Source organism: Qipengyuania sp. SM2507, from assembly GCF_053714505.1.
Genome location: NZ_CM132307.1, coordinates 1,929,797 through 1,951,006 on the forward strand (window position 1 = coordinate 1,929,797; position 21,210 = coordinate 1,951,006).

Sequence of the window (21,210 nt, forward strand, 5' to 3'; positions counted from 1 at the left end):
CGGAGATCCATCATGACCATCGACTTCAAGGACAAGGTAGCCATCGTCACCGGCGCAGGCGGCGGTCTGGGCCGCGAATACGCGCTCGAGCTCGGCAAACGCGGCGCCAAGGTCGTGGTCAACGATCTGGGCGGTTCGCGCGACGGCACCGGCACTTCGGACATGGCCGCGCAGGTCGTCGAGGAAATCGAAAAGGCCGGCGGCACCGCGATGGCCAATGGCGCTTCGGTCACAAATCCCGAGCAGATGGAAAAGATGGTCGCCGACGCCAAGCAGAAATGGGGCGGCGTCCATGTGCTGATCAACAATGCCGGCGTGCTGCGCGACAAGACCTTCGCCAAGATGAGCGCCGAAGACTTCGCCTTCGTCGTCGACGTCCACCTCAACGGTTCGGCCTATGCCACCAAGGCCTGCTGGGAGACCTTCCGCGACCAGGCCTATGGCCGCGTCCTTATGACCGCGAGTTCGACCGGGCTGTTCGGCAATTTCGGCCAGGCGAACTACGGCGCGGCCAAGCTGGGCCTCGCTGGCCTGACCAAGACGCTCCAGCTCGAAGGCGCGAAATACAACATCAAGGTCAACACGCTCAGCCCCGTCGCGGGCACGCGGATGACCGAGGACCTGTTCCCCGAGGAAGCCTTCAAGCTGTTCGACCCGGTCAATGTGGTCCCCGCCGCGCTGTTCCTGGTCAGCGAGGATGCCCCCAGCAACGCGATCGTCGGCGCCGGTGCGGGCGGGTTCCACTCTTCCTGGGTGGTGATGAACGATGCGGTCTGGCTGCCGGAAGACCAGCGCACGGTCGAAGGCTTCGCCGAGAACTGGAAGACGATCTCCGACTTCTCCAACCTCAAGGCGCCGCAGTCGGGCTCCGAGCAGTCGGGCAACATCCTGACCGCTATGCAGAAGGTCACCGGCACTGGCCCGTCCTCCGCGCGTAGCTGATCCCGCCGATCAAGACCGGAGCGTATTGACGCTCTAATACACTGTGCCTATTCTCCCCGCCGAACAGGTTGGGGAGAATAGGGCATGTACAGCCAGCAGGATCTCAATTCCGCGGTCGCGGCCGGGGCGATCAGCGCCGAGGCTGCCGAAGCCCTGCGCGTGCATGTCGCGGCGCAGAACGATTCGGTGCCGGCCGACGCCGAGCATTTCCGTCTGATCACCGGGTTCAACGATGTGTTCGTCTCGATCGGCGTGGTGATTTTGCTCGTCGCGATGGCGGCTATTGGTCAGGCGATCGGCGGCGCGATCTACCCCGCGCCGATCTATCCCGATCAGATCCTGGGCGACGATGCCTATTTCCAATGGCTGGAACAGACCAGCGAGGTCCGGCGGATCTCCGAGGCCCTCGCGACGGCTTTGGCCGCCCTTGCCGTAGCCGGAACGGCTTGGCTGCTCGCCGAATTCTTCACCCGCAAGAGGCGGATGGCCTTGCCCAGCATCATCCTGCTGCTGGCTTTCGTCGGCGGGGTGATGGTTGCGCAGGTGGCAGCGATCATGGGCTTCATGGTTCCGAACGTCGGGTCCAACGATGCTCTGGGCGCGCTTCTGTTCGGTGCCGCCGCGCTGTTCACCGCCGGTTTCGCCGTACTTCACTGGAAGCGCTTCCAGGTGCCGATCACCATCGCCGCAGGCACCGCCGCGCTCGCGGGTACGGTGGTCGCGCTGATCGTCGCGGCGATCGGGCCGAATTCCGAGAATGTCGGCGATGTCGTGCTGGGCATCGTGTTCCTCGTCGGGCTGGCGATCTTCGCTTTCGCCATGCGCTGGGACATGAGCGATCCGGCGCGCGGGACGCGGCGCAGCGATGTCGCCTTCTGGCTCCACCTGCTCGCCGCACCGATGATCGCGCATCCGGTGTTCGTGCTGATCGGGGTAACCGATGGCAGCACATTCGGCCCCGGCGCGGCGCTGGCGGTGCTCGCGGTCTATGTGGCCTTCGGTCTGGTCGCGCTGGCGGTAGATCGGCGCGCACTGTTGGTCTCGGCGCTCGCCTATGTACTGATCGCGCTAACCCTGCTGTTCGACCGCTTCGGCGCAGTGGAACTCAGCTTCGCGCTGACCGCGCTGGTGATCGGTTCGGCCTTGTTGACGCTGAGCGCAATGTGGACCCCGATCCGCCGTGCAGTTGTGGCGGCAATGCCCGCCACGATGACGGCGCGGCTGCCCGCCACCGCCTGAGGGCTCAGTCCTCAACCGTCTTGAGCAACCGGCGTTCCATCGGTGCGAGGACGCCGGCAAGCTCGTGGCCGCGCTTGAGCACCTGGCCGTGTTCGCCGAACAGCGCCCACATCCCCTGACGGTTGCGCAGCGAAGGGCGCTTCTCGACCCGCATCTGCGGGCGTTCGGCGGCGCGGCGGAAGGCGGAAAAGCTCGCCATGTCGCGCGCAAAATCCATCGCGTAATCGCGCCATTCGCCCGCCGCGACCATCCTACCGTAGAGATCGAGGATACGAATCAGCTCGGCGCGGGTGAAGGCGACCTGGAGCGGTGCGCGCTGCGGAAAGGGCAGCACCGCGCCCGAGCTCGGCGGCGCTCCGGCGTGCGCCATCAGTCCTGCGTACCGCTGCGCAGGCTCTCGTCCCCGGCACCGGCGGTCGCTTCGGGAAAGGCCCTGCGCAGGCTCTCGAGCTCGGCGCGCATTTCGGTGAGCTGCTTTTCGAGCGCGGCGATGCGGCCCGGATCGGGCTCGCAGGGTTCGTCGCAAGGCGTGCCATAGGGCATGAATTCGCGCATGTAGGTTTCCACCGGGACCAGCGTGCTGCGCGCCTTGAAGCCGACCATGGTCGCGCCCTCGGTCACATCGTCGGTGACCACCGCATTGGCGCCGATCCGCGCGCGATCGCCCACGGTGATGGGTCCGATAACCTGTGCGCCCGAGCCGATGATGACGTTGTTGCCGATGGTCGGATGGCGCTTGCCGCCTATCCCGTTGGTCGGGTTGGTTCCGCCCAGCGTGACGCATTGGTAGATGGTGACGTCATTGCCGATCACCGCGGTTTCGCCGATCACCGAAAAACCGTGGTCGACGAAGAAATTGCGCCCGATGCTGGCGCCGGGATGGATGTCGATCCCGGTCATCAAGCGGCTGGTGTGGTTGATCAGTCGCGCGAGGAAGTACAGCTCGGCCTCGAACAGCCAATGCGCCACACGATGCCAGAACAGCGCCCAGACGCCGGGATAGAGCAGGATTTCCCAGCGCGAGCGCGGCGCGGGGTCGCGCGCGCGGATCGAGTCCAGATAGGTAGTGAGACGATCGAACATAGGCTGCGATTCTTCCACCATTCGCCGGTCAAAGCAAGCGGGCCTGCTCCGGACCCTCAACCGCGTCGAGCGCGTCGCGCCACACCGAGAACGTGGCGGGCGCCTTGCGTTCGAGCGAGATGCGGTCGATTTCGGCGACCACCCGCTCGATCGCTGCATAGCTGCGGGTGAGGCGGGGGACGAGATAATGCGCCGCGCCATCGGCCAGAGCCAGCCGGCGCTGCTCGGCATGCGCGGCGATCAGTTCGGCGACCATGGCGTCGTCGGGCGCGGTGATCGCGAGCTGCAGCGATCCTCCCAGCCGCGAGCGCAGATCGGGCAGCGCGATGTTCCAGGCCTCGCCATCGGCGACCAGCAGCAGCGGTCGGCCATCCTCCTGGGTGCGGTTCCAGCGATGGAACAGGTCGGTCTCGTCCCACTCTTGCGCGCCGTCGATGGCCTCGCCGTGGCCCTGGGCCGCGAACCAGCGCGCCAGCAGCGATTTGCCAGACCGCGGCGGCCCAAGCAGCACCGCGGTGCGGAAGGGCCAGTCCTGAGGGTGGCTAAGCGCATCGACCGCGGCGCGATTGCCCGCTCCGACGACAATGCGCGAGGGGGCGGCTTCGCCGGAATCGAGAGGGAGCGCGATCTGGGACATCGACACCGCGCCCTGCCTAGCGGCTGATCAGGAGCGCGTTGTTGCCCTGTTGCACGGTGAAGCCGCGCGCGCGCAGGACGCCAGCGAGATCCTGGATCGAGCCCGAATAGCTCACCGTCAGCACCGAAGTGCCGCCGATCGCGGTGCTGCGGATCCCGGCATTGCGGACGCCCGACGCCGCGCGGACATCCGCCAGCGCGGCGTTGAAGGCCGCGGCATCAGGGGTCTGGACCTGCACCGTGTAGAGCGCGACCGAGCCCTCGGGCGGCGGCGTGTTGACCGGTGCGGCGCTGATCGTGCCATCGGTTTCGGCAGTCTCACCCTCGCGGGCCGCGCGTTCGCGGGCAGCGCGCGCCTCCCGCTCGCGCGCATCCGCCGCCTGCCCCGCCTCGATCAGCCGCAACAGCGCCGGATTGATTTCCGGCGTACCAAGGTTGAGCGTCGGATCCGGTTTCAACAGCCCTTCGGTGAGCGCTTGCGCAAAGATCGTATCGAACCGCGTCACAGCCTGCGCGAGCATGTCGGGCAGCGCCTGCGGGTTGGCGGCTTTCATTTCGAAGCTGGCGAGAAAACGGTTATCGGGCCCGTAGCGCGCGGTGAACCGGCCCGTCACCGGGCCGCCGGGGTAGGAATAGTCGAGGTTGGCGATCGGGATCAGCACATCCGAAGCGCTGAACTGGTCGAGGACATTGCGCCACCACAGTCGGCTGCGCCGCCCGGTCTGGCCATAGGTGATGAGCAGCGAATCGCTTCCCGCGCCCGAGGGCCGGACGTAATCGATCCGGCTCGAACCTGCCTGATATTCGGCCCAGGCGCGCTGCCAGGGATTGCGCATCTCGTAGACCAGCTGGGTGCCCCCCGAGACGGTGACCGGGACCAGCAGCATCGGCGCCGACCGCCGCGCCCGTTCCTCGCCGCCGAGGTAGGCGTTCGCGCGCTGGCGGTCGAAGATCACGCCGAGCCGCGCGATATAGCGCCGTGGGCCGAGCTGCTCGCGCTCGATCACGATCGCCGAGACCATCCCCGCGATCTGCGAATCGGAGAGTTCGGGTCCCTTGAGCCGTTCCCACGCCTTGCGCTGCGCCGCTTCCCAGCCCTTGGTGCGGGCGTCCTGGGCATCGTCGCCGGTAACATCGACCTCGACCCCGGTGACCGAAATGTCGCTCGATGCGGCAATCGGAGCGATCCCGCGCTCGCCATCGACCTGCGCGAACAGCGCGGCCGCGCACAGCGCAAGCAGCGCCAGAGCGACGATCGGCAGGGCCTGCGAACGGCCGAAGGATGGGAGAGCAAAGCGCATCATGGGGAAAACACCGGCCTTTTGCCCAAAGCCCCGTGCGAATCCAAGCGGGAATGCTAAAGCACCCGGCATGAATGGCAAGAATTCCCCCTACACCTATGCCGATGCGGGCGTTTCGATCGCTGCGGGCAACGCGCTCGTCAAGGCGATCGGTCCGCTGGCGAAGGCCACCGCGCGCCCCGGCGCCAACAGCGAGCTGGGAGGATTCGGCGGCTTCTTCGATCCCAAAGCGGCGGGCTATGTCGATCCGCTGCTGGTCGCGGCCAACGACGGGGTCGGGACCAAGCTCAAGCTGGCGATCGATCATGATCGGCACGACAGCGTCGGCATCGACCTGGTCGCGATGTGTGTCAACGACCTGATCGTACAGGGCGCGGAGCCGCTGTTCTTCCTCGATTATTTTGCCACCGGCAAGCTCGAGAACGGTATCGCCGAGCGGGTGGTTGCGGGGATCGCCGAGGGCTGCAAGCAGGCCGGCTGTGCGCTGATCGGCGGCGAGACCGCGGAGATGCCGGGGATGTATGCGCCGGGCGATTACGACCTCGCGGGCTTCTGCGTCGGCGCGGTCGAGCGCGGCGAACAGCTCACCGGCGAACGGGTTGCACCGGGGCAGGTGCTGCTCGGGCTTGCCAGTTCGGGGGTGCATTCCAACGGCTATTCGCTGGTCCGGCGGCTGGCGGAGGACAAAGGCTGGCAGCTCGACGCGCCCGCCCCGTTCGACGCCGAACGCAGGCTGATCGATGCATTGATCGAACCGACCCGCATTTATGTGAAGGGCTTGCTGGATCCAATCCGTGCCGGTCTGATCGCGGCCCTGGCGCATATCACCGGCGGCGGGTTGCTCGAGAATATCCCGCGCGTCCTGCCCGAGGGCGCGCATGCCGTGGTCGATGCGGATGCCTGGCAGCAGCCAGGCCTGATGGCGTTCCTGCAGCAACAGGGCGCGATTGTACCGGCGGAGATGGCGCGCACCTTCAATTGCGGCGTCGGCATGGTGCTCGTGGTGGATGCGAGCGATGTCGATGCGCTGACCGGCGTACTCGAGACAGCAGGCGAGATCGTCCTGCGGATCGGTGCGATCGAACCGGGTGAGCGCGGCTGCACCGTGCGCGGCAGCGCCGGAACCTGGGGTGCCGACGCGGCCTGGGAGGCCCGCCATCTTGGCTGAGCCCAACCGCGACAAGGCCAGGGTCGCGGTCTTTATCTCGGGGATCGGCACCAACATGGCCGCGCTGCTGTATGCCGGGCGCCAGCCGGGATCGCCCTATGAGGTGGTGCTGGTCGCGAGCAACGATCCCGAGGCAGAGGGGCTGGAGCTGGCCCGTGGCGAGGGGATCGCCACATTTGCGAAGGCTCACAAGGGGATGGACCGCGAAGAGCACGATGCGCTGTTGGAGCAGGCCGCCATCGATGCGGGCGCCGACTATATCGCGCTGGCGGGCTATATGCGGATCCTGACGCCCGGCTTCGTCGCGCGCTGGAAGGGGCGGCTGCTCAACATCCACCCCTCGCTGCTGCCGCTCTATCCCGGGCTCGAGACGCATGCCCGGGCCATCGCGGCGGGCGATGCCAAGGCCGGGGCGACGGTGCATCTGGTGACCGACGAACTCGACATGGGCGAAGCGCTCGGTCGCGCCGAGGTTGCGATCCGCCCCGACGATACGCCCGAGAGCCTCGCCACTCGCGTCCGGTTGGCCGAGCACCAGCTCTACCCCCGCGTGCTGAGCGCCTATGTTTCGCGGGCCAGCGATCCCGACTGGCTGCTGGGCGAGGTGCGCCGCAGGGCACTGGCGCTCGCGGAGGTCGAGGAACGCCCCAGCCACGGCGCGCCGGGCTGGCGGACACAGGGCAAGAGCGGCAAGTATTTCTCCTATTTCAGTGCCTTCCATCATGGATCGCAGGCCATCGCGCTGCTCGTGAAGACCGGCGGACCCGATGAACAGGAATCGCTGATCGCCGGCGATCCCGAAGCCTTCTTCAAGCCGGCCTTTTATGGCGCGAGCGGCTGGGTCGGCCTGGTTCTCGACCGGCCGGGTCTCGAGTGGGAGCAGGTCGATTATTGGCTCGAGCGCAGCTGGCGCGCGGTCGCGCCAAAGCGCCTGACTCACCTGCTCGACGCGGCGGACGAGTTCTGAGACGCCCCCTCGCCATGCCTGCCACCCCTCCCCGCTCGCATCCGCTTGCCCGCTCCGGCTTCGCGCGCAACGCCGACCGCATGATCGCGCGGATGTGGCAGCACGGACTGACAGTCAGGCCGCCGCTCGATCCCGAATTCCTGTGGCGCAAGGGCAGCGAGGGCTTCGAACTCGCAGACGAGATTTCGGTCCGCTCGCCCGAGGATGTCGCCGATTTTCGCGATCGGCTTGAACGTCTCTGCACCAGCCTGACCGAGGAAGCCGCGCTCAACGCGCTCGGCCACACCATGGCCTATGGCCAGCTTACCGCGGCGATCCGCAAGCGCCATGCGCTGGGCCGCATGTGGCGCGAGCAACCCGAGCTTGCGACCGCGCCGATCGCCCCGCCGATCGTGGTGGTCGGCCAGATGCGCGCCGGGACGACGCGGCTCCACCGGCTGCTTTCGGCCGATCCGGCGCATGCAGGGACGCGTTTCTGCAACGCACTCGACCCGGTCCCGGCGAGACCCGACTGGCGGCCGGTCAAGAGCGGCTTTACTCTGGCACTGGCACGGCGGATCAACCCCTGGCTCGACACGCTGCATCCCTTCGGCGCGACGCGGGTGGACGAGGAGATCAGCTGGCTGTCCTACGCGCTCGACGCCTGCGCCTATGAGGCGCAATGGCGCATCCCGAGTTTTGTGGCGTTTAACGAAGATACTGATTCAACATCGATTTATCGTGAATTTGCGCGAATTCTGCGCAGCGATGCGGCGGCAACGGGCAATGCCGGACTGCCGCGGGTGCTCAAATGTCCGCAATATTCGGAGGCCTTGCCGGCTTTGCTGGACCAGTTTCCCGAGGCCCGGATCGTTGTCGCCCAGCGCGACGACGAGGCGGTGCTCGAAAGCTCGATCTCGATGGTGGCGAGCCAGTCCGCGTTCCAGTCAGACCATGCCGACCTGGCAGCTATCCGGCTCGAATGGCGTCGAAAAATCGCGCTGCGCGAGGCGCGGACCGAGGCCGCGCTGGCCGATTTCGCCGGTCCGCTTGCTCGCGTCGGCTTCGAAGAGCTCTCCAAGGACAGCGAGGCGACATTGCAACGCGTCTACAAGGATCTGGGTATCGAGCTGTCACCAGCAGCGCGGTCCGCAATGGCGCGCGAACGGGCGCGCGCATCGCGCGACGGCCACAAGGACCATCGCGCGCAGATTGCGGGCTTCGGATCGAAGTCCGGGCAACCGCGCGCCGAAACTGCCGCGGTTCGCCAGACCTGATTCCAGCGGCGCGGGGAAGAACGAGCAGTCTCGCACTCCCCCGCCAGCGGGATCAGCCGACGATTTCGTCTTCGTTGAAGAAGAAGGCGATCTCGGTCGCGGCGTTCTCTTCGGAATCCGAACCATGGACCGAATTGGCCTCGATGTTCTCGGCATAGGCCTTGCGGATCGTGCCCTCGGCGGCGTCGGCGGGGTTGGTCGCACCCATCACGTCGCGGTTGCGCTTTACCGCATCTTCGCCCTCGAGCACCTGGACCACCACCGGACCGCTGGTCATGAAGGTGACCAGCTCGCCGTAGAATGGGCGGTCCTTGTGGACCTCGTAGAAGCCCTTGGCCTGCTCCTCGGTCATCATGATGCGCTTGGAAGCGACGACGCGCAGGCCGGCTTCCTCCAGCATCTTGGTGACCGCGCCGGTCAGATTGCGGCGCGTGGCGTCGGGCTTGATGATCGAAAAGGTACGGGTGGTCGCCATGGGAAATATCCTCGTAGTCGCAGGGATGAAAATGTCGCAGGATTGGCCGCGCCCCTAGCGCCGCGCCCGGGTGCGGGCAAGAGTCAGTTGAGTCCGCGCCGCAGCGTTAGCTGGCCACTGGTCTCGCCGGTTGCGCCGCTGGCCTGGAAGGCGAAGCTGGTCCCGTCGGGCGATTCGCCCGCGATCATGGTCATCGCGGCGGTCTGCAGGTCGAGCTCGATGGCGACACCGGCGGCCTCGGCCTGGCGGCGGTAGAAACCGACCAGATCGGCGGGGCTGTCTTCGCTCGCCAGCGACACCATCACCCCGGTCGCCTCGTCGCGGCCGATCTGGATGGTGTTGCGGATTTCGGCGCCGGGATAGATGCTGAAGCCCTTGGGAAGCCGCGGGACGACCGTCTCGCCCGCGCGCATGGTGGTGGTACCGTCTTCATTGTTGACGACCGCGCGGGTCTCGCCGGTTTCTGGGTCGACCTCATAGCTGCCGGTCTCGAATTGCTGGGCCTCCTGCTCAGCCACCGTTTCCTCTTCGGGAGCGGGGCTGCAGGCCGCGAGGATTAGGCTGGCGGGAATGGCGGTGCCGGCAAGGCGCATGGAACTCTCCTTTGCCCATACAACGCGGAGTCACCCCACTTCGGTCCAGCCACCGTCCTCCTGTTTCCAGGCATGGCTCTCGATCGTGTCGCGCGCGCGAAAGCTGCGCCACAAATCGCGCGCATTCTGCGTCGCCGCGGCATCGAACAGCAGGAAGGCGCGCTCGAACGCGCCGGCCTCCTCGCGCCAGACACCATCGGCGAGTATCACCATCCGCGCCTCGTTGGGCGCCTCGCAATTCTCGGAGAGCAGGATCGGCTGGCGGGCAGCATGCGCTTCACCCGCTTCGCCATGGGCGAGAAAATGCGTACCGCCCTCGCTCCACAACGCTCGCGACACGGCGGCGCGCTGCTCGCCATCGCCGCTCACCACCAGCATCCGCTGGCCGGCCTGCAGCGCCTTGCGCGCAAGCAGCGGCACGACCTGTTCGACCGGATCGCGGCTCAGCTGGTAGAAATCGACCCGCATCGCTTCAGGCCGTCTTCGCGCTGCGACAACGGTCGGAGCAGAATTTCACCTGCTCCCAGTCGCGCGCCCATTTCTTGCGCCAGGCGAAGGGTAGGCCGCAGGCGGCACAGGTCTTCGACGGCAGGTCGCCCTTGCGCCGCATCCTGCCCGTGCCGCCCGCCATCTGCGCGGCTCAGCGCTCGATCGTGTCGGCGACCAGCTGGTCCATCAGCCGCACGCCGAAGCCGCTTGCGCCCTTGTCCCAGGTCGCACCCGCCTTGTCGGTCCACACCGTGCCGGCGATATCGACATGCGCCCAGGGCGTGTCGTCCATGATGAAGCGCTGGAGGAATTGCGCCGCGGTGATCGATCCGGCCGCCTTGCCGCCGATGTTCTTCATGTCGGCGATCGGCGATTCGATCAACTTGTCGTAGGCCGGGCCCATCGGCATGCGCCAGACGCTGTCGCCGCTGGTTTTGCCGGCCTTGTCGAGATCGGACCACAGCTCGTCATTGTTGGAGAACACGCCGGCATGCTCGTGACCCAGCGAAACGATGATCGCGCCGGTCAGCGTGGCGAAATCGACCACGCGGGCGGGCTGGAATTCCTTCTGCGTCCAGTGGAGCGCATCGCACAGCACCAGCCGCCCTTCGGCATCGGTGTTGAGGATTTCGATGGTCTGCCCCGACATCGAGGTGACGACATCGCCCGGGCGCTGCGCCGCGCCATCGGGCATGTTCTCGACCAGCCCGATCACACCGACGACATTGGCCTTGGCCTTGCGCTTGACCAGCGCGAGCATGCCGCCAGCGACCGCGCCGCCGCCGCCCATGTCCCACTTCATGTCTTCCATGCCCGGTCCCGGCTTGATCGAGATGCCGCCGGTGTCGAAGGTCACGCCCTTGCCGACGAAGGCCAGCGGCGCTTCGCCCTGCTTGCCGCCGTTCCAGCGGATGGCGAGGATGCGCGATTCGCGCATCGAGCCCTGCCCGACGCCGAGCAGCGCGCCCATACCCAGCTCGTGCATCTGCGTCTCGTCGAGGACGATCAGCTCAGCGCCGGTGCCATCGAAGCGCGCCTGGCAGCGTTCGACGAAGGTTTCGGGATAGATCGCATTGGCGGGTTCGGTGACCAGCTCGCGGGTGAATTCGACGCCTTCGGCGACCGGCTCGGCCGCAGACCAGGCCGCTTCGCCGCCCTCGGGCGGGTTGAAGACGACGACGCTCTTGAGCGTGATCTTCTGCTCGTCCTTCATCTTGGTGCGATAGACGTCGTAGCGCCAGTTGCGCAGCCGCAGGCCCATCAGCAGATGCGCCAGCTCGTCCGCCTTGAGATTGCCGCCATCGAGACCGATTTTCTCGACACCAGCGGATTGGAATTTCGCCGCCAGCGCTGCGCCGGTGCGTTCCAGATTGGCGGAGCGCTTGGCATCACCCGGATCCCCGGCTCCCGCGAGGGCGACGCGGATCACCGCACCGTCTCGCTCGACGAAACCGTCGAAGACCTGGCCGACGCGGCCCTTGAAACGCGCCGCGTCGGCGCCTTGCTTCATGGCGGGCTCGAGGCCTTCGGGAAGCTTGCCCTTGTCGGCGGTTTGGGCGATGAGCCGCAGCCCTTCAGGACGAGACTGGCTAAATTCGATGTTCATGGGATCTCCCGGAATTCTGGATCGGGACGCTGCGGCTCCAGGCCACGACGCCCCCTTTCGGATGCCGATTGCGATTAGGCGGACGCAGTGCGATAGGCAAGGCATGCCCTCGCTCCGCTGCCGCGCGCCCAGTTCCTGCTCGTTTCAGGCCCGCTCGCTTCAGGCACGGCTGGCCGCGTCCGCTTGCGCGCTGGCCTTCATCCTGACGCCCGCGCAGCTCGCGGCGCAGGAAGGGGCGGCAGCGGGAATGGCCACCGCGCAGGAGCAGGTCGATCTCCCCCCACCGCGCGATCCGGTCGCCACCGACGAGGCGGCACAGGACCTGTCCCAGGAACCCGAGCCGGTCCTGAGCGCAGCGGCAAGCGACGGCCAGGCGATCGATTTCGAGGCCCAGACGCTCAGCTTCGACGAGGAGACCGATACCGTCACCGCGGCGGGCAATGTGGTGCTGCGCAGCGGCGATCGCTCGGTGCGCGCCGACAATGTCAGCTGGAACCGGCGCAGCGGCGAGATCCTCGCCACCGGCCGGGTCCGCTTCGTCGACGAGAACGGCAACCAGCTCTATTCGGACAGGGTCACGCTCACCGACGAGTTCCAAACCGGGGCGATGGAGGACCTACTGCTCGCTTTGCGTCAGGGTGGGCGGCTGGCGGCGCAATCGGGGCTGCGTGAGGCGGATGGCACGATCACGCTCTCGCAGGCCGCCTACAGCGCCTGCGCGGTGACGACGCCGGCGGGTTGCGACAAATCGCCCAGCTGGCGGATCACCGCCGAGCGGGTGAGCTACGATCCGCAGAGCAGCCAGGTGCGGTTCCGCAACGCCTACCTCGAATTGTTCGGCGCGCGCATCCTGCCGCTGCCGGGCCTGTCGATCCGCACCGATGGCGGCGCGGTGGCCGGTTTCCTGGTGCCCGACCTGCGCATCTCCGAAAGCAACGGCGTCGAGGTCAGCGGCAGCTACTACTGGCGGCTAGCCGAAAACCGTGACCTGACCGCCAGCGCCTATCTGTTCACCGGCGCGCCGCCGATGGTGAGCGCGCAGTACCGCCAGCTGGCGGACAAAGGCGCGTTCCAGATCACCGGCTACGCCACCCACAGCAGCCGCATCTCCACCTTCACCGGCGCCCCGACCAGCGAGCGCGATCCGCGCGGCTATGTATTCGCCAATGGACGCTTCCAGTTTTCTCCCGAGTGGAGCCTGACCGGGTCGCTCCGGGCGGCGAGCGACCGGACCTTCCTGCGGCGCTACGACATCAGCCGCGACGATCGTCTGCGCTCCATGGTCGAGCTTGAGCGAATCGACCGCGATTCCTACCTCTCGATCGCCGGCTGGGCGACGCAGACGCTGCGGCTCGGCGCGCCACAGGGCCAGGTGCCGCTGGCGCTGCCCGCGATCGACTACCGCAAGCGGCTCGACGATCCACTGCTCGGCGGCAAGGTCGAGTTGCAGGCCAACAGTCTCGCGATCCTGCGCCAGGAAGGGCAGGACACGCAGCGCGCCTTCGCCCGCGCGCGCTGGGATCTGCGGCGGATCACCGGGCTGGGCCAGGTTGTCCAGCTGACCGGCCTGCTGCGCGGCGACGTCTATCATTCGGACGAGAACCTGCTCACCCCGACGCCGCTCTATCGTGGCGAACCGGGCTGGCAGGGTCGCGGAATCGCGCTCGCCGCAGTGGATGTCAGCTGGCCGCTCGTGGGCGAGTTCGCAGGCGGTGAGCAGGTTTTCACCCCGCGGGTACAACTGGTCGCGACGCCGCCGATCCGCAATCTGGCGATCCCCAACGAGGATGCCCGCGCGATCGATCTGGAGGATTCCAACCTCTTCGCGCTCAACCGCTTCCCCGGCTACGACCGCGTCGAGGACGGGGTGCGGCTGACCTATGGCTTCGACTGGCAGCTGCGGCGGCCGGGCTGGGCCGTGAAGTCGACGCTGGGCCAGTCCTACCGGCTCGCCCGCGATCCCGGCATCCTGATCGACGGAACCGGCCTGTCGGAGCGGGTTTCCGATATGGTCGGGCGGACCGAGGTGCGTTTCCGCGATTTCGTCAAATTCACCCATCGCTTCCGACTCGACAAGGACAGCCTCGCGATCCGCCGCAACGAGATCGACGCCACCGTCGGTTCGGCGCGCACCTATGCCGAGATCGGCTATCTGCGGCTCAACCGCGATATCACCGAAGTCGAGGATCTGCAGGACCGCGAGGAATTGCGCGCGGCGGTGCGCGTCGCCTTCCTCGACTATTGGTCGGTGTTCGGTTCGGGCGTGTTCAACCTCACCGACCAGGCCGAGGATCCAACCTTCGCTTCCGACGGATTCGAAGCCATCCGCACCCGGCTCGGGGTCGCCTATCAGGACGACTGCATCGAGATGGGCCTGACCTGGCGCCGCGACTATGTCAGCAGCGGCGATGCCGAGCGCGGCGACACCTTCCAGCTCTATTTCAGCCTGCGCAATCTGGGTTTCCGCTGAGCGCGTTTCGCCCTGCGCCGGGGCATGGCCCGCGTCGCCAGACGCGGCCCCGTTGGCAGCGCGCTGCAAACGCGCTATCCGGCGCGCCAATCAGCTACGGTTAAGCCTGGCATGGCCAGGGACCGCAGCCATATCCGGGCGCCCGTCAACGGCGCTGCATTGGGACGATAAATACGTGACGCGCAAAACGCTTTCCAATCTGGTTTCCATGGTCGCGCTGGCCGGGCTCGTTGTGTCGCCGACCGCCGCGGTGGCGCAGGCTTCCGCCACTACCGCGAACACGCTCGACCTGCCCGAGAACATCACCATCGTCGGTCCGCAGACCCCCAATCTGCGCACCGCGACCGCGGTGGTGAACGGAGCGGTCATCACCGGCACCGATATCGACCACCGCGTCGCGCTGGTGACCGCGGCGAGCGAGAACGAGATCGCCGGTGAGGAGCTGCAGCGGCTGAGGATGCAGGTGCTGCGCAATCTGATCGACGAGACGCTGCAGATCCAGGAAGCCGAGGCGCAGGAAATCGCGATCGCGCCCGAAGAGATCAACCAGACCTATTCGCGGCTTGCGCAGCAGAACTTCGGCCAGAACATCGAGGCTATGGATGCCTATCTGATCGGCATCGGCTCCTCGCCGGTCTCGCTCAAGCGCCAGATTCAGGGCGAACTTGCCTGGCAGCGCCTGCTGCGCCGCAATGTCGCGCCCTTCGTCAACGTCTCCGAAGAGGAGGTGAACGAGCTGCTCGAACGGCTCGAGGCCTCGCGCGGGACCGAGGAACATCGCCTGGGCGAAATCTTCCTCTCGGCCACGCCCGAAAGCCAGGCCGCGGTCCAGCAGAACGCCATGCGGATCGTCGAGCAGATCCGCGAAGGCGGCAGCTTCGTGGGCTATGCCCGCCAGTTCTCCGAAGCCTCCACCGCCGCTGTCGGAGGCGATCTGGGCTGGGTGCGACTGGCGCAATTGCCCGCCGAACTCGCCACCGTGGCGCGCGAAATGCAGCCCGGCCAGCTGGTTGGCCCCGTTCCCGTTCCGGGCGGTTTCTCGATCCTCTACCTGATCGACAAGCGCCAGGTGCTGACCGCGGATCCGCGCGATGCGCTGCTCAGCCTCAAGCAGATCTCGATCGGTTTCGAGCCGGGCACCACCGAAGCGGCAGCCACGGCCCGCGCCAGCGAATTCGCGCGGGCAATGCAATCGATCCGCGGTTGCGGCGATGCGGAGAACGCGGCCGGAGCGATCGGTGCTACGGTAGTCACCAACGACCAGATCCGTGCGCGTTCGCTCCCCGAAACGCTCCAGAACGCCGTCTTGCAACTGCAGATCGGCCAGACCACCCCTCCCTTCGGCTCGGTTGAAGACGGCATTCGCGTGCTGATGCTGTGCGGCCGCGACGATCCGCAGGCCGAGGCCGGTCCCGATTTCGACCAGCTGATGGGCCAGATCGAGGACGAACGCGTCAACAAGCGTGCGCAGCGCTATCTGCGCGACCTGCGCAACGACGCCTATATCGTCTACAATTGAGCACGACGGGTGAGCGGGTCGCGCCAGCCCGGTGAAGTCTCACCGCTCGCACTCTCGCTGGGCGATCCGGCCGGGATCGGCCCCGAGCTTATCGCCGAGGCCTGGTTCCAGCGCCGCTCGCTCGGACTGGCGCCTTTTGCGGTGGCCGGCGGCGCGACCATCCTGCACAGCGCCGCGCGCAGCCGCGGTCTCGACGTCCCGATTATCGCCGTGGAAGCCATTAAAGCGGTCGATGCGCAACTGTTCGACCGCGGACTTCCGGTCTTCTCTTCCCAAGACGGTCCCTACGCACCGGGCAAGCCCGATCTCGCGGGCGCGCAACTGGCGCTCCATTCGCTGACCGAAGCCTGCCGCGCAGTGCGCGAGGGCGAGGCGTCGGCGCTGGTCACGCTGCCGGTGGCGAAGTCGCAACTGGCGCGGGCGGGCTTCGGCCATCCCGGCCAGACAGAGTTCCTGGCGCAACAATGCAGCGTGTCCGAGCGCGATGCGGTGATGATGCTGGCCGGGCCAAGCCTGCGAACGGTGCCGCTGACCGTCCATTGTCCGCTGGCAGAAGTTCCCGGGCGATTGACGGTCGAGCTCATCATTCACAAGGCGCGCATCGTCGCGCAGGCGCTGCGCGACGACTTCGGGATCGACCATCCGCGCCTCGCGCTGGCCGGGCTCAACCCCCATGCGGGCGAGGACGGACGGATGGGGAGCGAGGAAACCCGCATCATCGCCCCCGCCATCGCCGCCTTGCGCGAGGAAGGGATCGACGCCACCGGCCCGCATCCTGGCGACGCCCTGTTCACCCGCCGCGCGCGCGAGACCTACGATGTCGCGCTGGCGATGTATCACGACCAGGCGCTGATCCCGCTAAAGGCGCTCGATTTCGACGAGGGAGTCAATGTGACGCTCGGCCTGCCGATCGTCCGGACCAGCCCCGATCACGGCACCGCCTTCGCCATCGCCGGGGAAGGCATCGCCGATCCGGGCGCGACCTTCGCCGCGCTGCGGATGGCGAGCGATTGCGCTGCGCGACGGGCGCGGAACCCCACCTGATCGCTACCTTCGTCATTACGAGCCCCCGCAGGGGGCGCGGCAATCCATTGGCCATCGTCCGCCACCAAGGCCGTGCCCGCGGCAAATGCCGGTTCATGGATTGGTAGGCCGCCGACAGCCTCCGGCTCGCTTCGCTCGCAATGACGGGCTAAGGGCTGACAGGATGCACCCCGACCTCCCACCTTTACGCGAAGTGATCGCCCGCCACGGTCTCAGCGCCTCGAAGGCGCTCGGCCAGAACTTCCTCTTCGACGAGCATCTGCTCGACCGGATTGCGGCGGTTCCAGGCGTTCTGGACGGCCGCGCCGTGCTCGAGATCGGCCCCGGTCCGGGCGGGCTCACCCGCGCCTTGCTGCGCGCCGGCGCGCGGGTCACCGCGATCGAGATGGATCGCCGCTGCCTCCCCGCCCTCGCCGAGCTGGAGGAAGCCTTTCCCGAGCGGTTGACGGTGATCGAGGGCGATGCGCTGAAGCTCGACCACGATGCAATCATGGGCGAGCCCTATGCCGTGGTCGCGAACCTGCCCTACAATGTGGGCACTGCGCTGTTCGTGCGCTGGCTCGGCGGGCAGGACTGGCCGCCGCGCTGGACCTCGCTCACGCTGATGTTCCAGCAGGAAGTCGCGCAGCGCATTGTCGCCGCGCCCGACAGCAAGGCCTATGGCCGGCTCGCCGTGCTCGCGCAGTGGCGCACGAGCGCGCGGCTGGCGATGAAGGTCCACCGCAGCGCCTTCACCCCGCCGCCCAAGGTGATGAGCGCGATCGTCCATGTGGAGCCGCAGGCCATGCCCGAAGGGGTCAGCGCGCGGCGGCTCGAGAAGCTTACCGAAGCGGCCTTTGGCCAGCGGCGCAAGATGCTGCGCCAAAGCCTCAAAGGCGTGCCCGGCGCGCTCGATGCGCTTGAGGTTTTGGGGATCGATCCGCAACGCCGCGCCGAGACGCTGGCAGTGGAGGATTTCGTCGGGATCGCGCGCCTGCTCGGTTGAACAGGCGCGCGATGCATCCGGTTTCAGGTGATGGGGGACGAATTGTTCCGCGTCAGCCGGAGATAGGTCGGCGAAAAATCGCCGGTCGAAGCCAGCAGCTTCCAGTCGAGTATCCGGACCGAGCGCCGCTCGCGCAGGATCAATCCGTCGGATTCCAGTTCCTTCAGCACGCGGCTGACATGCATCGGCGTCACACCGATGATGTCGGAAATCTGTTCCTGGGTCAGCGGCAGCACGAAATCATGCACCTCGCTGTCTTCCGAATGCGACAGGCGAACCGACAGTTCGCACAGCAAATAGGCGACCTTGGTGCGCGAATCCCGACGTCCCAGATTGGCCATCCACTCGCGCGATATTGCCGATTTGATCAGCGTTTCGCGGAACAGGGCCTTACCGATGCGGGGGCATTCGAAAATCAGCTCGACGAGTTCGTTGCAGTCGTAATGGGACATTCGGCACTCGGAAATCGCCTGCACATTGTAGTCGATCGAAGGCAGGAACATGCCGTCGAAATCGACCAACTCTCCGGCGAAGAACATGCCGACGATCTGCCGCCCCCCCGTGCCGACGATCTTGTGGCTCGCGGCAATACCCGAGGTGAGCAGCGAGCAGGTGGTGGCCTCGGTTCCGTCGCGGACCGAAAAGTCACCGGGCGCCACCACACGCGGTACGGTCTCGAGCGACTTCAGCCTGGCGATATCGCCCTCGCCGAGTTCGGAATGTCTTCGCAATCGATCGATGAATTTCTGAAGCGACACACGGGTGTTCCCTTTATGCCGACCCTTTGCGATCCCCCGGCGCAACCCAACAAGTCAACCCGAAATTAACTTGCACAGTATAGCCCATGTTCATAGCATAGATCGTATACATAGCACTGATTCGCGAAGAGGCGTCGTAGGGGTCGAATCTTGCTCGACCTGATATTCGGTCTTCCGCAAAGACTTACTATAGACGGTTTGCCAAGAAGCAAGATTCACACCGGCCTAGGCTGGCCGTCCGATCCGACCGTCTGCGGGTCCGAAAGGCCTGGAGCGATCGTTCGGCGTCTCGACCCAGATGCATTGACCAGCGCAAGACTGCGAATGTGCAGCGCCGAGCCGCATCTTTCCCCGCACAACGCCAAAGAATACGATGCCGATACTACATTCCAAAATAAGATAATAATCTGTCGCAATATGTGGAGCCAAAGAATTTTGGAGCACGAGTCTCACCAGGAAGCCCAACGCGAGCGCCTCGCATCTTCCTTTGAAAATATTGCCGATCACGTCCGAGCCTCGCTCGACCGAATCGTCGCGCTTTGCGCGGAGGAATTCGACTGTCCGATGTCCCTGGTGTCGTTGATCAAATCTACCGAGCAGAGCATCCTGGCCAGTGTCGGCTTAGAAATTGGCGACGTGCCGCTCGAAAATTCATTCTGCGATCGTGCCGTGAAGTCGCAGAAGCCGCTGGTCGTCGACGATGCACGCGATGACGCCCGCTTCAGCGACAACGAATATGTGCTCGGAGAGCCGCATATCCGTTCATACATGGGCTATCCCATCCGGCATTCGCGCGGTGCTTTCGTTGGTGCCTTGTGCATTCTCGACAGCCGACCGAATCGCTTCACGCCCGAAAATCTTGCCAGGCTCGAAACCTATGCGCGCGTGGTCGAGGATATCCTCGAGCTGCACACCATTCATCTCGAAGGGCAAGAACTGAACACCGAGGTGCAAGAGCAGAACCACCGTCTGCTTACCTCGAACCGGCTACTTCGCCAGGCAGAAACCATCGCCAAGATTGGCGCCTGGGAACTCGATATCGCAACCAACAAGCTGAAATGGTCCGAAGGTGCCCGCACGGTGTTCGAGGGCACGCTGACCGAAAGCATGTCGCTCGAAACCGCCATGTCGCGCTGCAACCCCGACGACCGGAGCAAGATCAAAGCGCTGTTCGACGCGGTAATCCGCTCGGGCACGGCTTTCGATTTCGAGACCGACCTATCGCTGCCCAATCACGGCCAGAAGCGCGTGAGGGTCGCCGCCGAACGCATCGAGGACGACGGCACCCATCCCGCCCGCGTGGTCGGGATCCTGAAGGATGTTTCGGAAAGCTTTCAGGCGAACATGGCGCTGCGCCATGCCGCCGAGCACGACAGCCTGACCGGCCTGCACAACCGCTTCGCCTTCGACCGGTTGCTCCAGCAGAGGCTCTCGGCAAGCAAGGACCTGTGCGATACCGTCGCGGTGCTGATGATCGATCTCGACGGGTTCAAGGACGTCAACGACGTGGTCGGCCATATCGTCGGCGACATCATCCTCGAGGAAGTCAGCGAGCGGATTTCGAAGGCCACGCCCGAGGGCGGTTTCGCGGCCCGCTGGGGCGGCGACGAATTCGCCATCGTTCTCCCCTGCGGGACCAGCAGCGCCGAAGGCGAATCGATCGGGCGACATCTGATCGAGCAATTGCGCTACCGCTCGGAAATCTCCGACCACCTGATCGAACTCGGCGCGACGGGCGGCCTAGCCATCGGAGCCGTCGGAACCAGCGTCAAGGAGCTGGTCCGCCGCGCCGACACCGCGCTCTATCATGGCAAGAAGCGCGATCCGGGCAAGATCCACGTTTACGAGCCCGGTCTCGAAAAGGCCAATATCACGCGCCAATACGCGCTCAATGAGGTGCGCACCGCACTCCGCGAGAACCGCATCTTTCCTGGCTACCAGCCGGTCGTCGAGCTGCGGACCGGGCGCGTGGTCGGGTTCGAGGCGCTGATGCGGCTCAACAGCCGGACCGGGCGCAGAATCACCGCGACCGAAGTCTTCCCTGCGCTGATCGATCCGATCCTGTCGCGCGAAGTCAGCAATTGCATGATCGAACATGTGTCGAACGAATTCGAGGCGCTGGAGCGGTGCGCACCGGCCCTCGATTTCGTCAGCATCAACGCCAGCGAGGCCGATCTGCTCGCGACCGGTTTTGCCCAGCAATTCATCGCCCAGATGCGCGCGAAGCACGTCGATCTGTCGCGGATCACGCTGGAAGTGACCGAGACCATGCTGCTGGTCGACAACACCGAGGCCGTGCAGCAGGTCCTCACCGAACTGCGCGACAATGGCATCAGCATCGCGCTCGACGATTTCGGCACCGGTTATTCCTCGCTCAGCCATTTGCGCGACTTTCCCATCGACAAGGTCAAGATCGATGGCAGTTTCGTCCAGGCGATGGCGAACGACCAGCAGGCCTCGAAGATCGTCCGTGCACTGATCGGGATGGCCAACAGCATGGGACTGAGTGTCATCGCCGAAGGGGTCGAGACCGAAACCCAGAGCCGCCTGCTCCAGCAGATGGGCTGCCAGCTGGGACAGGGATTTCTGTTCGGTCACGCCGAGGACCTCAGTCGGCTGACGCTGGGCCGCTATTGCAACTACAAGCTTCAGGCAGTCGCCATAGCGGCAGCCTAGGCC

The 21,210-nt window shown here is 66.0% G+C and carries 20 protein-coding genes; 10 read left to right on the plus strand and 10 right to left on the minus strand.

Annotation, left to right across the window (positions count from 1 at the left end; all coding sequences use genetic code 11):
• Positions 1-12 precede the first annotated feature (12 nt).
• Together ACWIKC_RS09445 and ACWIKC_RS09450 are read left to right on the plus strand one after the other, a co-directional pair.
• Positions 13-942 carry an SDR family NAD(P)-dependent oxidoreductase gene (locus tag ACWIKC_RS09445; protein WP_454597253.1) on the plus strand — a complete coding sequence of 310 codons (930 nt, stop codon included), beginning with the start codon at positions 13-15 and terminating at the stop codon, positions 940-942.
• A gap of 84 nt (positions 943-1,026) precedes the next feature.
• Positions 1,027-2,181 (plus strand): hypothetical protein, encoded by a 1,155-nt coding sequence (locus ACWIKC_RS09450; RefSeq protein ID WP_454597254.1) that lies wholly within the window; start codon positions 1,027-1,029, stop codon positions 2,179-2,181.
• Between the two features lie 4 nt (positions 2,182-2,185).
• On the opposite strand, the gene ACWIKC_RS09455 is transcribed toward ACWIKC_RS09450, so the two are convergent.
• Genes ACWIKC_RS09455 through ACWIKC_RS09470 form a run of 4 tightly spaced genes read right to left on the minus strand, consistent with a single transcriptional unit; the run spans position 2,186 to position 5,204 of the window.
• Positions 2,186-2,551, minus strand: coding sequence for a DUF2794 domain-containing protein (locus ACWIKC_RS09455; protein WP_454597255.1), 366 nt, complete (start codon positions 2,549-2,551; stop codon positions 2,186-2,188).
• The gene (epsC, locus tag ACWIKC_RS09460) at positions 2,551-3,264 is read right to left on the minus strand and encodes a serine O-acetyltransferase EpsC (RefSeq protein WP_454597256.1); all 714 of its coding nucleotides are present in this window, start codon (positions 3,262-3,264) and stop codon (positions 2,551-2,553) included. Before epsC ends, ACWIKC_RS09455 begins: the two co-directional genes overlap by 1 nt.
• A 28-nt stretch (positions 3,265-3,292) precedes the next feature.
• Positions 3,293-3,901: an ATPase gene (locus ACWIKC_RS09465; RefSeq protein WP_454597257.1), complete on the minus strand. Its 609-nt coding sequence runs from the start codon at positions 3,899-3,901 to the stop codon at positions 3,293-3,295.
• A 16-nt stretch (positions 3,902-3,917) separates the two neighbouring features.
• Positions 3,918-5,204, minus strand: a complete 1,287-nt coding sequence (locus ACWIKC_RS09470; protein WP_454597258.1) for a heavy-metal-associated domain-containing protein — start codon at positions 5,202-5,204, stop codon at positions 3,918-3,920.
• Positions 5,205-5,271: 67 nt separating this feature from the next.
• Between ACWIKC_RS09470 and purM the strand changes: the two genes are divergently transcribed.
• Genes purM through ACWIKC_RS09485 form a run of 3 tightly spaced genes read left to right on the plus strand, consistent with a single transcriptional unit; the run spans position 5,272 to position 8,592 of the window.
• Positions 5,272-6,369 (plus strand): phosphoribosylformylglycinamidine cyclo-ligase, encoded by a 1,098-nt coding sequence (gene purM, locus ACWIKC_RS09475; RefSeq protein WP_454597259.1) that lies wholly within the window; start codon positions 5,272-5,274, stop codon positions 6,367-6,369.
• A gap of 55 nt (positions 6,370-6,424) precedes the next feature.
• Entirely contained in the window at positions 6,425-7,336 is a 912-nt protein-coding gene (gene purN / locus ACWIKC_RS09480) for a phosphoribosylglycinamide formyltransferase (protein WP_454599477.1), read from the plus strand.
• A gap of 14 nt (positions 7,337-7,350) precedes the next feature.
• On the plus strand, positions 7,351-8,592 hold the full coding sequence (locus ACWIKC_RS09485; RefSeq protein ID WP_454597260.1) for a sulfotransferase family protein: 1,242 nt from the start codon (positions 7,351-7,353) through the stop codon (positions 8,590-8,592).
• Positions 8,593-8,644: 52 nt separating this feature from the next.
• Here the strand turns inward: ACWIKC_RS09485 and ndk are convergent, their stop codons facing one another.
• From ndk to ACWIKC_RS09510, 5 genes are all read right to left on the minus strand, one after another.
• Positions 8,645-9,067 carry a nucleoside-diphosphate kinase gene (gene ndk, locus ACWIKC_RS09490; RefSeq protein WP_454597261.1) on the minus strand — a complete coding sequence of 141 codons (423 nt, stop codon included), beginning with the start codon at positions 9,065-9,067 and terminating at the stop codon, positions 8,645-8,647.
• Between the two features lie 83 nt (positions 9,068-9,150).
• Positions 9,151-9,660, minus strand: coding sequence for a hypothetical protein (locus tag ACWIKC_RS09495; RefSeq protein ID WP_454597262.1), 510 nt, complete (start codon positions 9,658-9,660; stop codon positions 9,151-9,153).
• 30 nt (positions 9,661-9,690) lie between these two features.
• Positions 9,691-10,128 carry a DNA polymerase III subunit chi gene (locus ACWIKC_RS09500; RefSeq protein ID WP_454597263.1) on the minus strand — a complete coding sequence of 146 codons (438 nt, stop codon included), beginning with the start codon at positions 10,126-10,128 and terminating at the stop codon, positions 9,691-9,693.
• Between the two features lie 4 nt (positions 10,129-10,132).
• The gene (locus ACWIKC_RS09505; protein ID WP_454597264.1) at positions 10,133-10,291 is read right to left on the minus strand and encodes a DUF2256 domain-containing protein; all 159 of its coding nucleotides are present in this window, start codon (positions 10,289-10,291) and stop codon (positions 10,133-10,135) included.
• Positions 10,292-10,300: 9 nt separating this feature from the next.
• A complete protein-coding gene (locus tag ACWIKC_RS09510; RefSeq protein ID WP_454597265.1) occupies positions 10,301-11,755 on the minus strand; it encodes a leucyl aminopeptidase in 1,455 nt (484 codons plus the stop codon).
• Positions 11,756-11,858: 103 nt separating this feature from the next.
• Here ACWIKC_RS09510 and ACWIKC_RS09515 point away from each other — a divergent pair, with 103 nt between their 5' ends.
• The 4 genes from ACWIKC_RS09515 (at position 11,859) to rsmA (ending at position 17,773) form a co-directional block, all read left to right on the plus strand.
• Complete coding sequence (locus ACWIKC_RS09515; protein WP_454597266.1) at positions 11,859-14,225, plus strand: LPS-assembly protein LptD; 2,367 nt, start codon at positions 11,859-11,861, stop codon at positions 14,223-14,225.
• A 208-nt stretch (positions 14,226-14,433) separates the two neighbouring features.
• Positions 14,434-15,744 carry a peptidylprolyl isomerase gene (locus ACWIKC_RS09520; protein WP_454599478.1) on the plus strand — a complete coding sequence of 437 codons (1,311 nt, stop codon included), beginning with the start codon at positions 14,434-14,436 and terminating at the stop codon, positions 15,742-15,744.
• A 9-nt stretch (positions 15,745-15,753) separates the two neighbouring features.
• A complete protein-coding gene (gene pdxA, locus ACWIKC_RS09525) occupies positions 15,754-16,788 on the plus strand; it encodes a 4-hydroxythreonine-4-phosphate dehydrogenase PdxA (protein WP_454597267.1) in 1,035 nt (344 codons plus the stop codon).
• A 163-nt stretch (positions 16,789-16,951) separates the two neighbouring features.
• Positions 16,952-17,773 (plus strand): 16S rRNA (adenine(1518)-N(6)/adenine(1519)-N(6))-dimethyltransferase RsmA, encoded by an 822-nt coding sequence (rsmA, locus tag ACWIKC_RS09530; RefSeq protein WP_454597268.1) that lies wholly within the window; start codon positions 16,952-16,954, stop codon positions 17,771-17,773.
• A gap of 23 nt (positions 17,774-17,796) precedes the next feature.
• Here the strand turns inward: rsmA and ACWIKC_RS09535 are convergent, their stop codons facing one another.
• Positions 17,797-18,504, minus strand: a complete 708-nt coding sequence (locus ACWIKC_RS09535; protein ID WP_454597269.1) for a Crp/Fnr family transcriptional regulator — start codon at positions 18,502-18,504, stop codon at positions 17,797-17,799.
• 591 nt (positions 18,505-19,095) lie between these two features.
• Here ACWIKC_RS09535 and ACWIKC_RS09540 point away from each other — a divergent pair.
• On the plus strand, positions 19,096-21,207 hold the full coding sequence (locus tag ACWIKC_RS09540; protein ID WP_454597270.1) for a putative bifunctional diguanylate cyclase/phosphodiesterase: 2,112 nt from the start codon (positions 19,096-19,098) through the stop codon (positions 21,205-21,207).
• The last annotated feature ends 3 nt before the right edge of the window (positions 21,208-21,210 follow it).

Coding starts and splice junctions, on each gene's coding strand:
- purN (WP_454599477.1), top strand. CDS start 6,425: ATGGCCGCGCTGCTGTATGCCGGGCGCCAGCCGGGATCGCCCTATGAG.
- ACWIKC_RS09510 (WP_454597265.1), bottom strand. CDS start 11,755: ATGAACATCGAATTTAGCCAGTCTCGTCCTGAAGGGCTGCGGCTCATC.
- ACWIKC_RS09455 (WP_454597255.1), bottom strand. CDS start 2,551: ATGGCGCACGCCGGAGCGCCGCCGAGCTCGGGCGCGGTGCTGCCCTTT.
- rsmA (WP_454597268.1), top strand. CDS start 16,952: ATGCACCCCGACCTCCCACCTTTACGCGAAGTGATCGCCCGCCACGGT.
- ACWIKC_RS09500 (WP_454597263.1), bottom strand. CDS start 10,128: ATGCGGGTCGATTTCTACCAGCTGAGCCGCGATCCGGTCGAACAGGTC.
- ACWIKC_RS09470 (WP_454597258.1), bottom strand. CDS start 5,204: ATGATGCGCTTTGCTCTCCCATCCTTCGGCCGTTCGCAGGCCCTGCCG.
- ACWIKC_RS09450 (WP_454597254.1), top strand. CDS start 1,027: ATGTACAGCCAGCAGGATCTCAATTCCGCGGTCGCGGCCGGGGCGATC.
- ACWIKC_RS09445 (WP_454597253.1), top strand. CDS start 13: ATGACCATCGACTTCAAGGACAAGGTAGCCATCGTCACCGGCGCAGGC.
- ACWIKC_RS09505 (WP_454597264.1), bottom strand. CDS start 10,291: ATGGCGGGCGGCACGGGCAGGATGCGGCGCAAGGGCGACCTGCCGTCG.
- ACWIKC_RS09495 (WP_454597262.1), bottom strand. CDS start 9,660: ATGCGCCTTGCCGGCACCGCCATTCCCGCCAGCCTAATCCTCGCGGCC.
- ACWIKC_RS09540 (WP_454597270.1), top strand. CDS start 19,096: ATGTCCCTGGTGTCGTTGATCAAATCTACCGAGCAGAGCATCCTGGCC.
- ACWIKC_RS09485 (WP_454597260.1), top strand. CDS start 7,351: ATGCCTGCCACCCCTCCCCGCTCGCATCCGCTTGCCCGCTCCGGCTTC.
- ndk (WP_454597261.1), bottom strand. CDS start 9,067: ATGGCGACCACCCGTACCTTTTCGATCATCAAGCCCGACGCCACGCGC.
- purM (WP_454597259.1), top strand. CDS start 5,272: ATGAATGGCAAGAATTCCCCCTACACCTATGCCGATGCGGGCGTTTCG.
- epsC (WP_454597256.1), bottom strand. CDS start 3,264: ATGTTCGATCGTCTCACTACCTATCTGGACTCGATCCGCGCGCGCGAC.
- ACWIKC_RS09515 (WP_454597266.1), top strand. CDS start 11,859: ATGCCCTCGCTCCGCTGCCGCGCGCCCAGTTCCTGCTCGTTTCAGGCC.
- ACWIKC_RS09520 (WP_454599478.1), top strand. CDS start 14,434: ATGGTCGCGCTGGCCGGGCTCGTTGTGTCGCCGACCGCCGCGGTGGCG.
- ACWIKC_RS09465 (WP_454597257.1), bottom strand. CDS start 3,901: ATGTCCCAGATCGCGCTCCCTCTCGATTCCGGCGAAGCCGCCCCCTCG.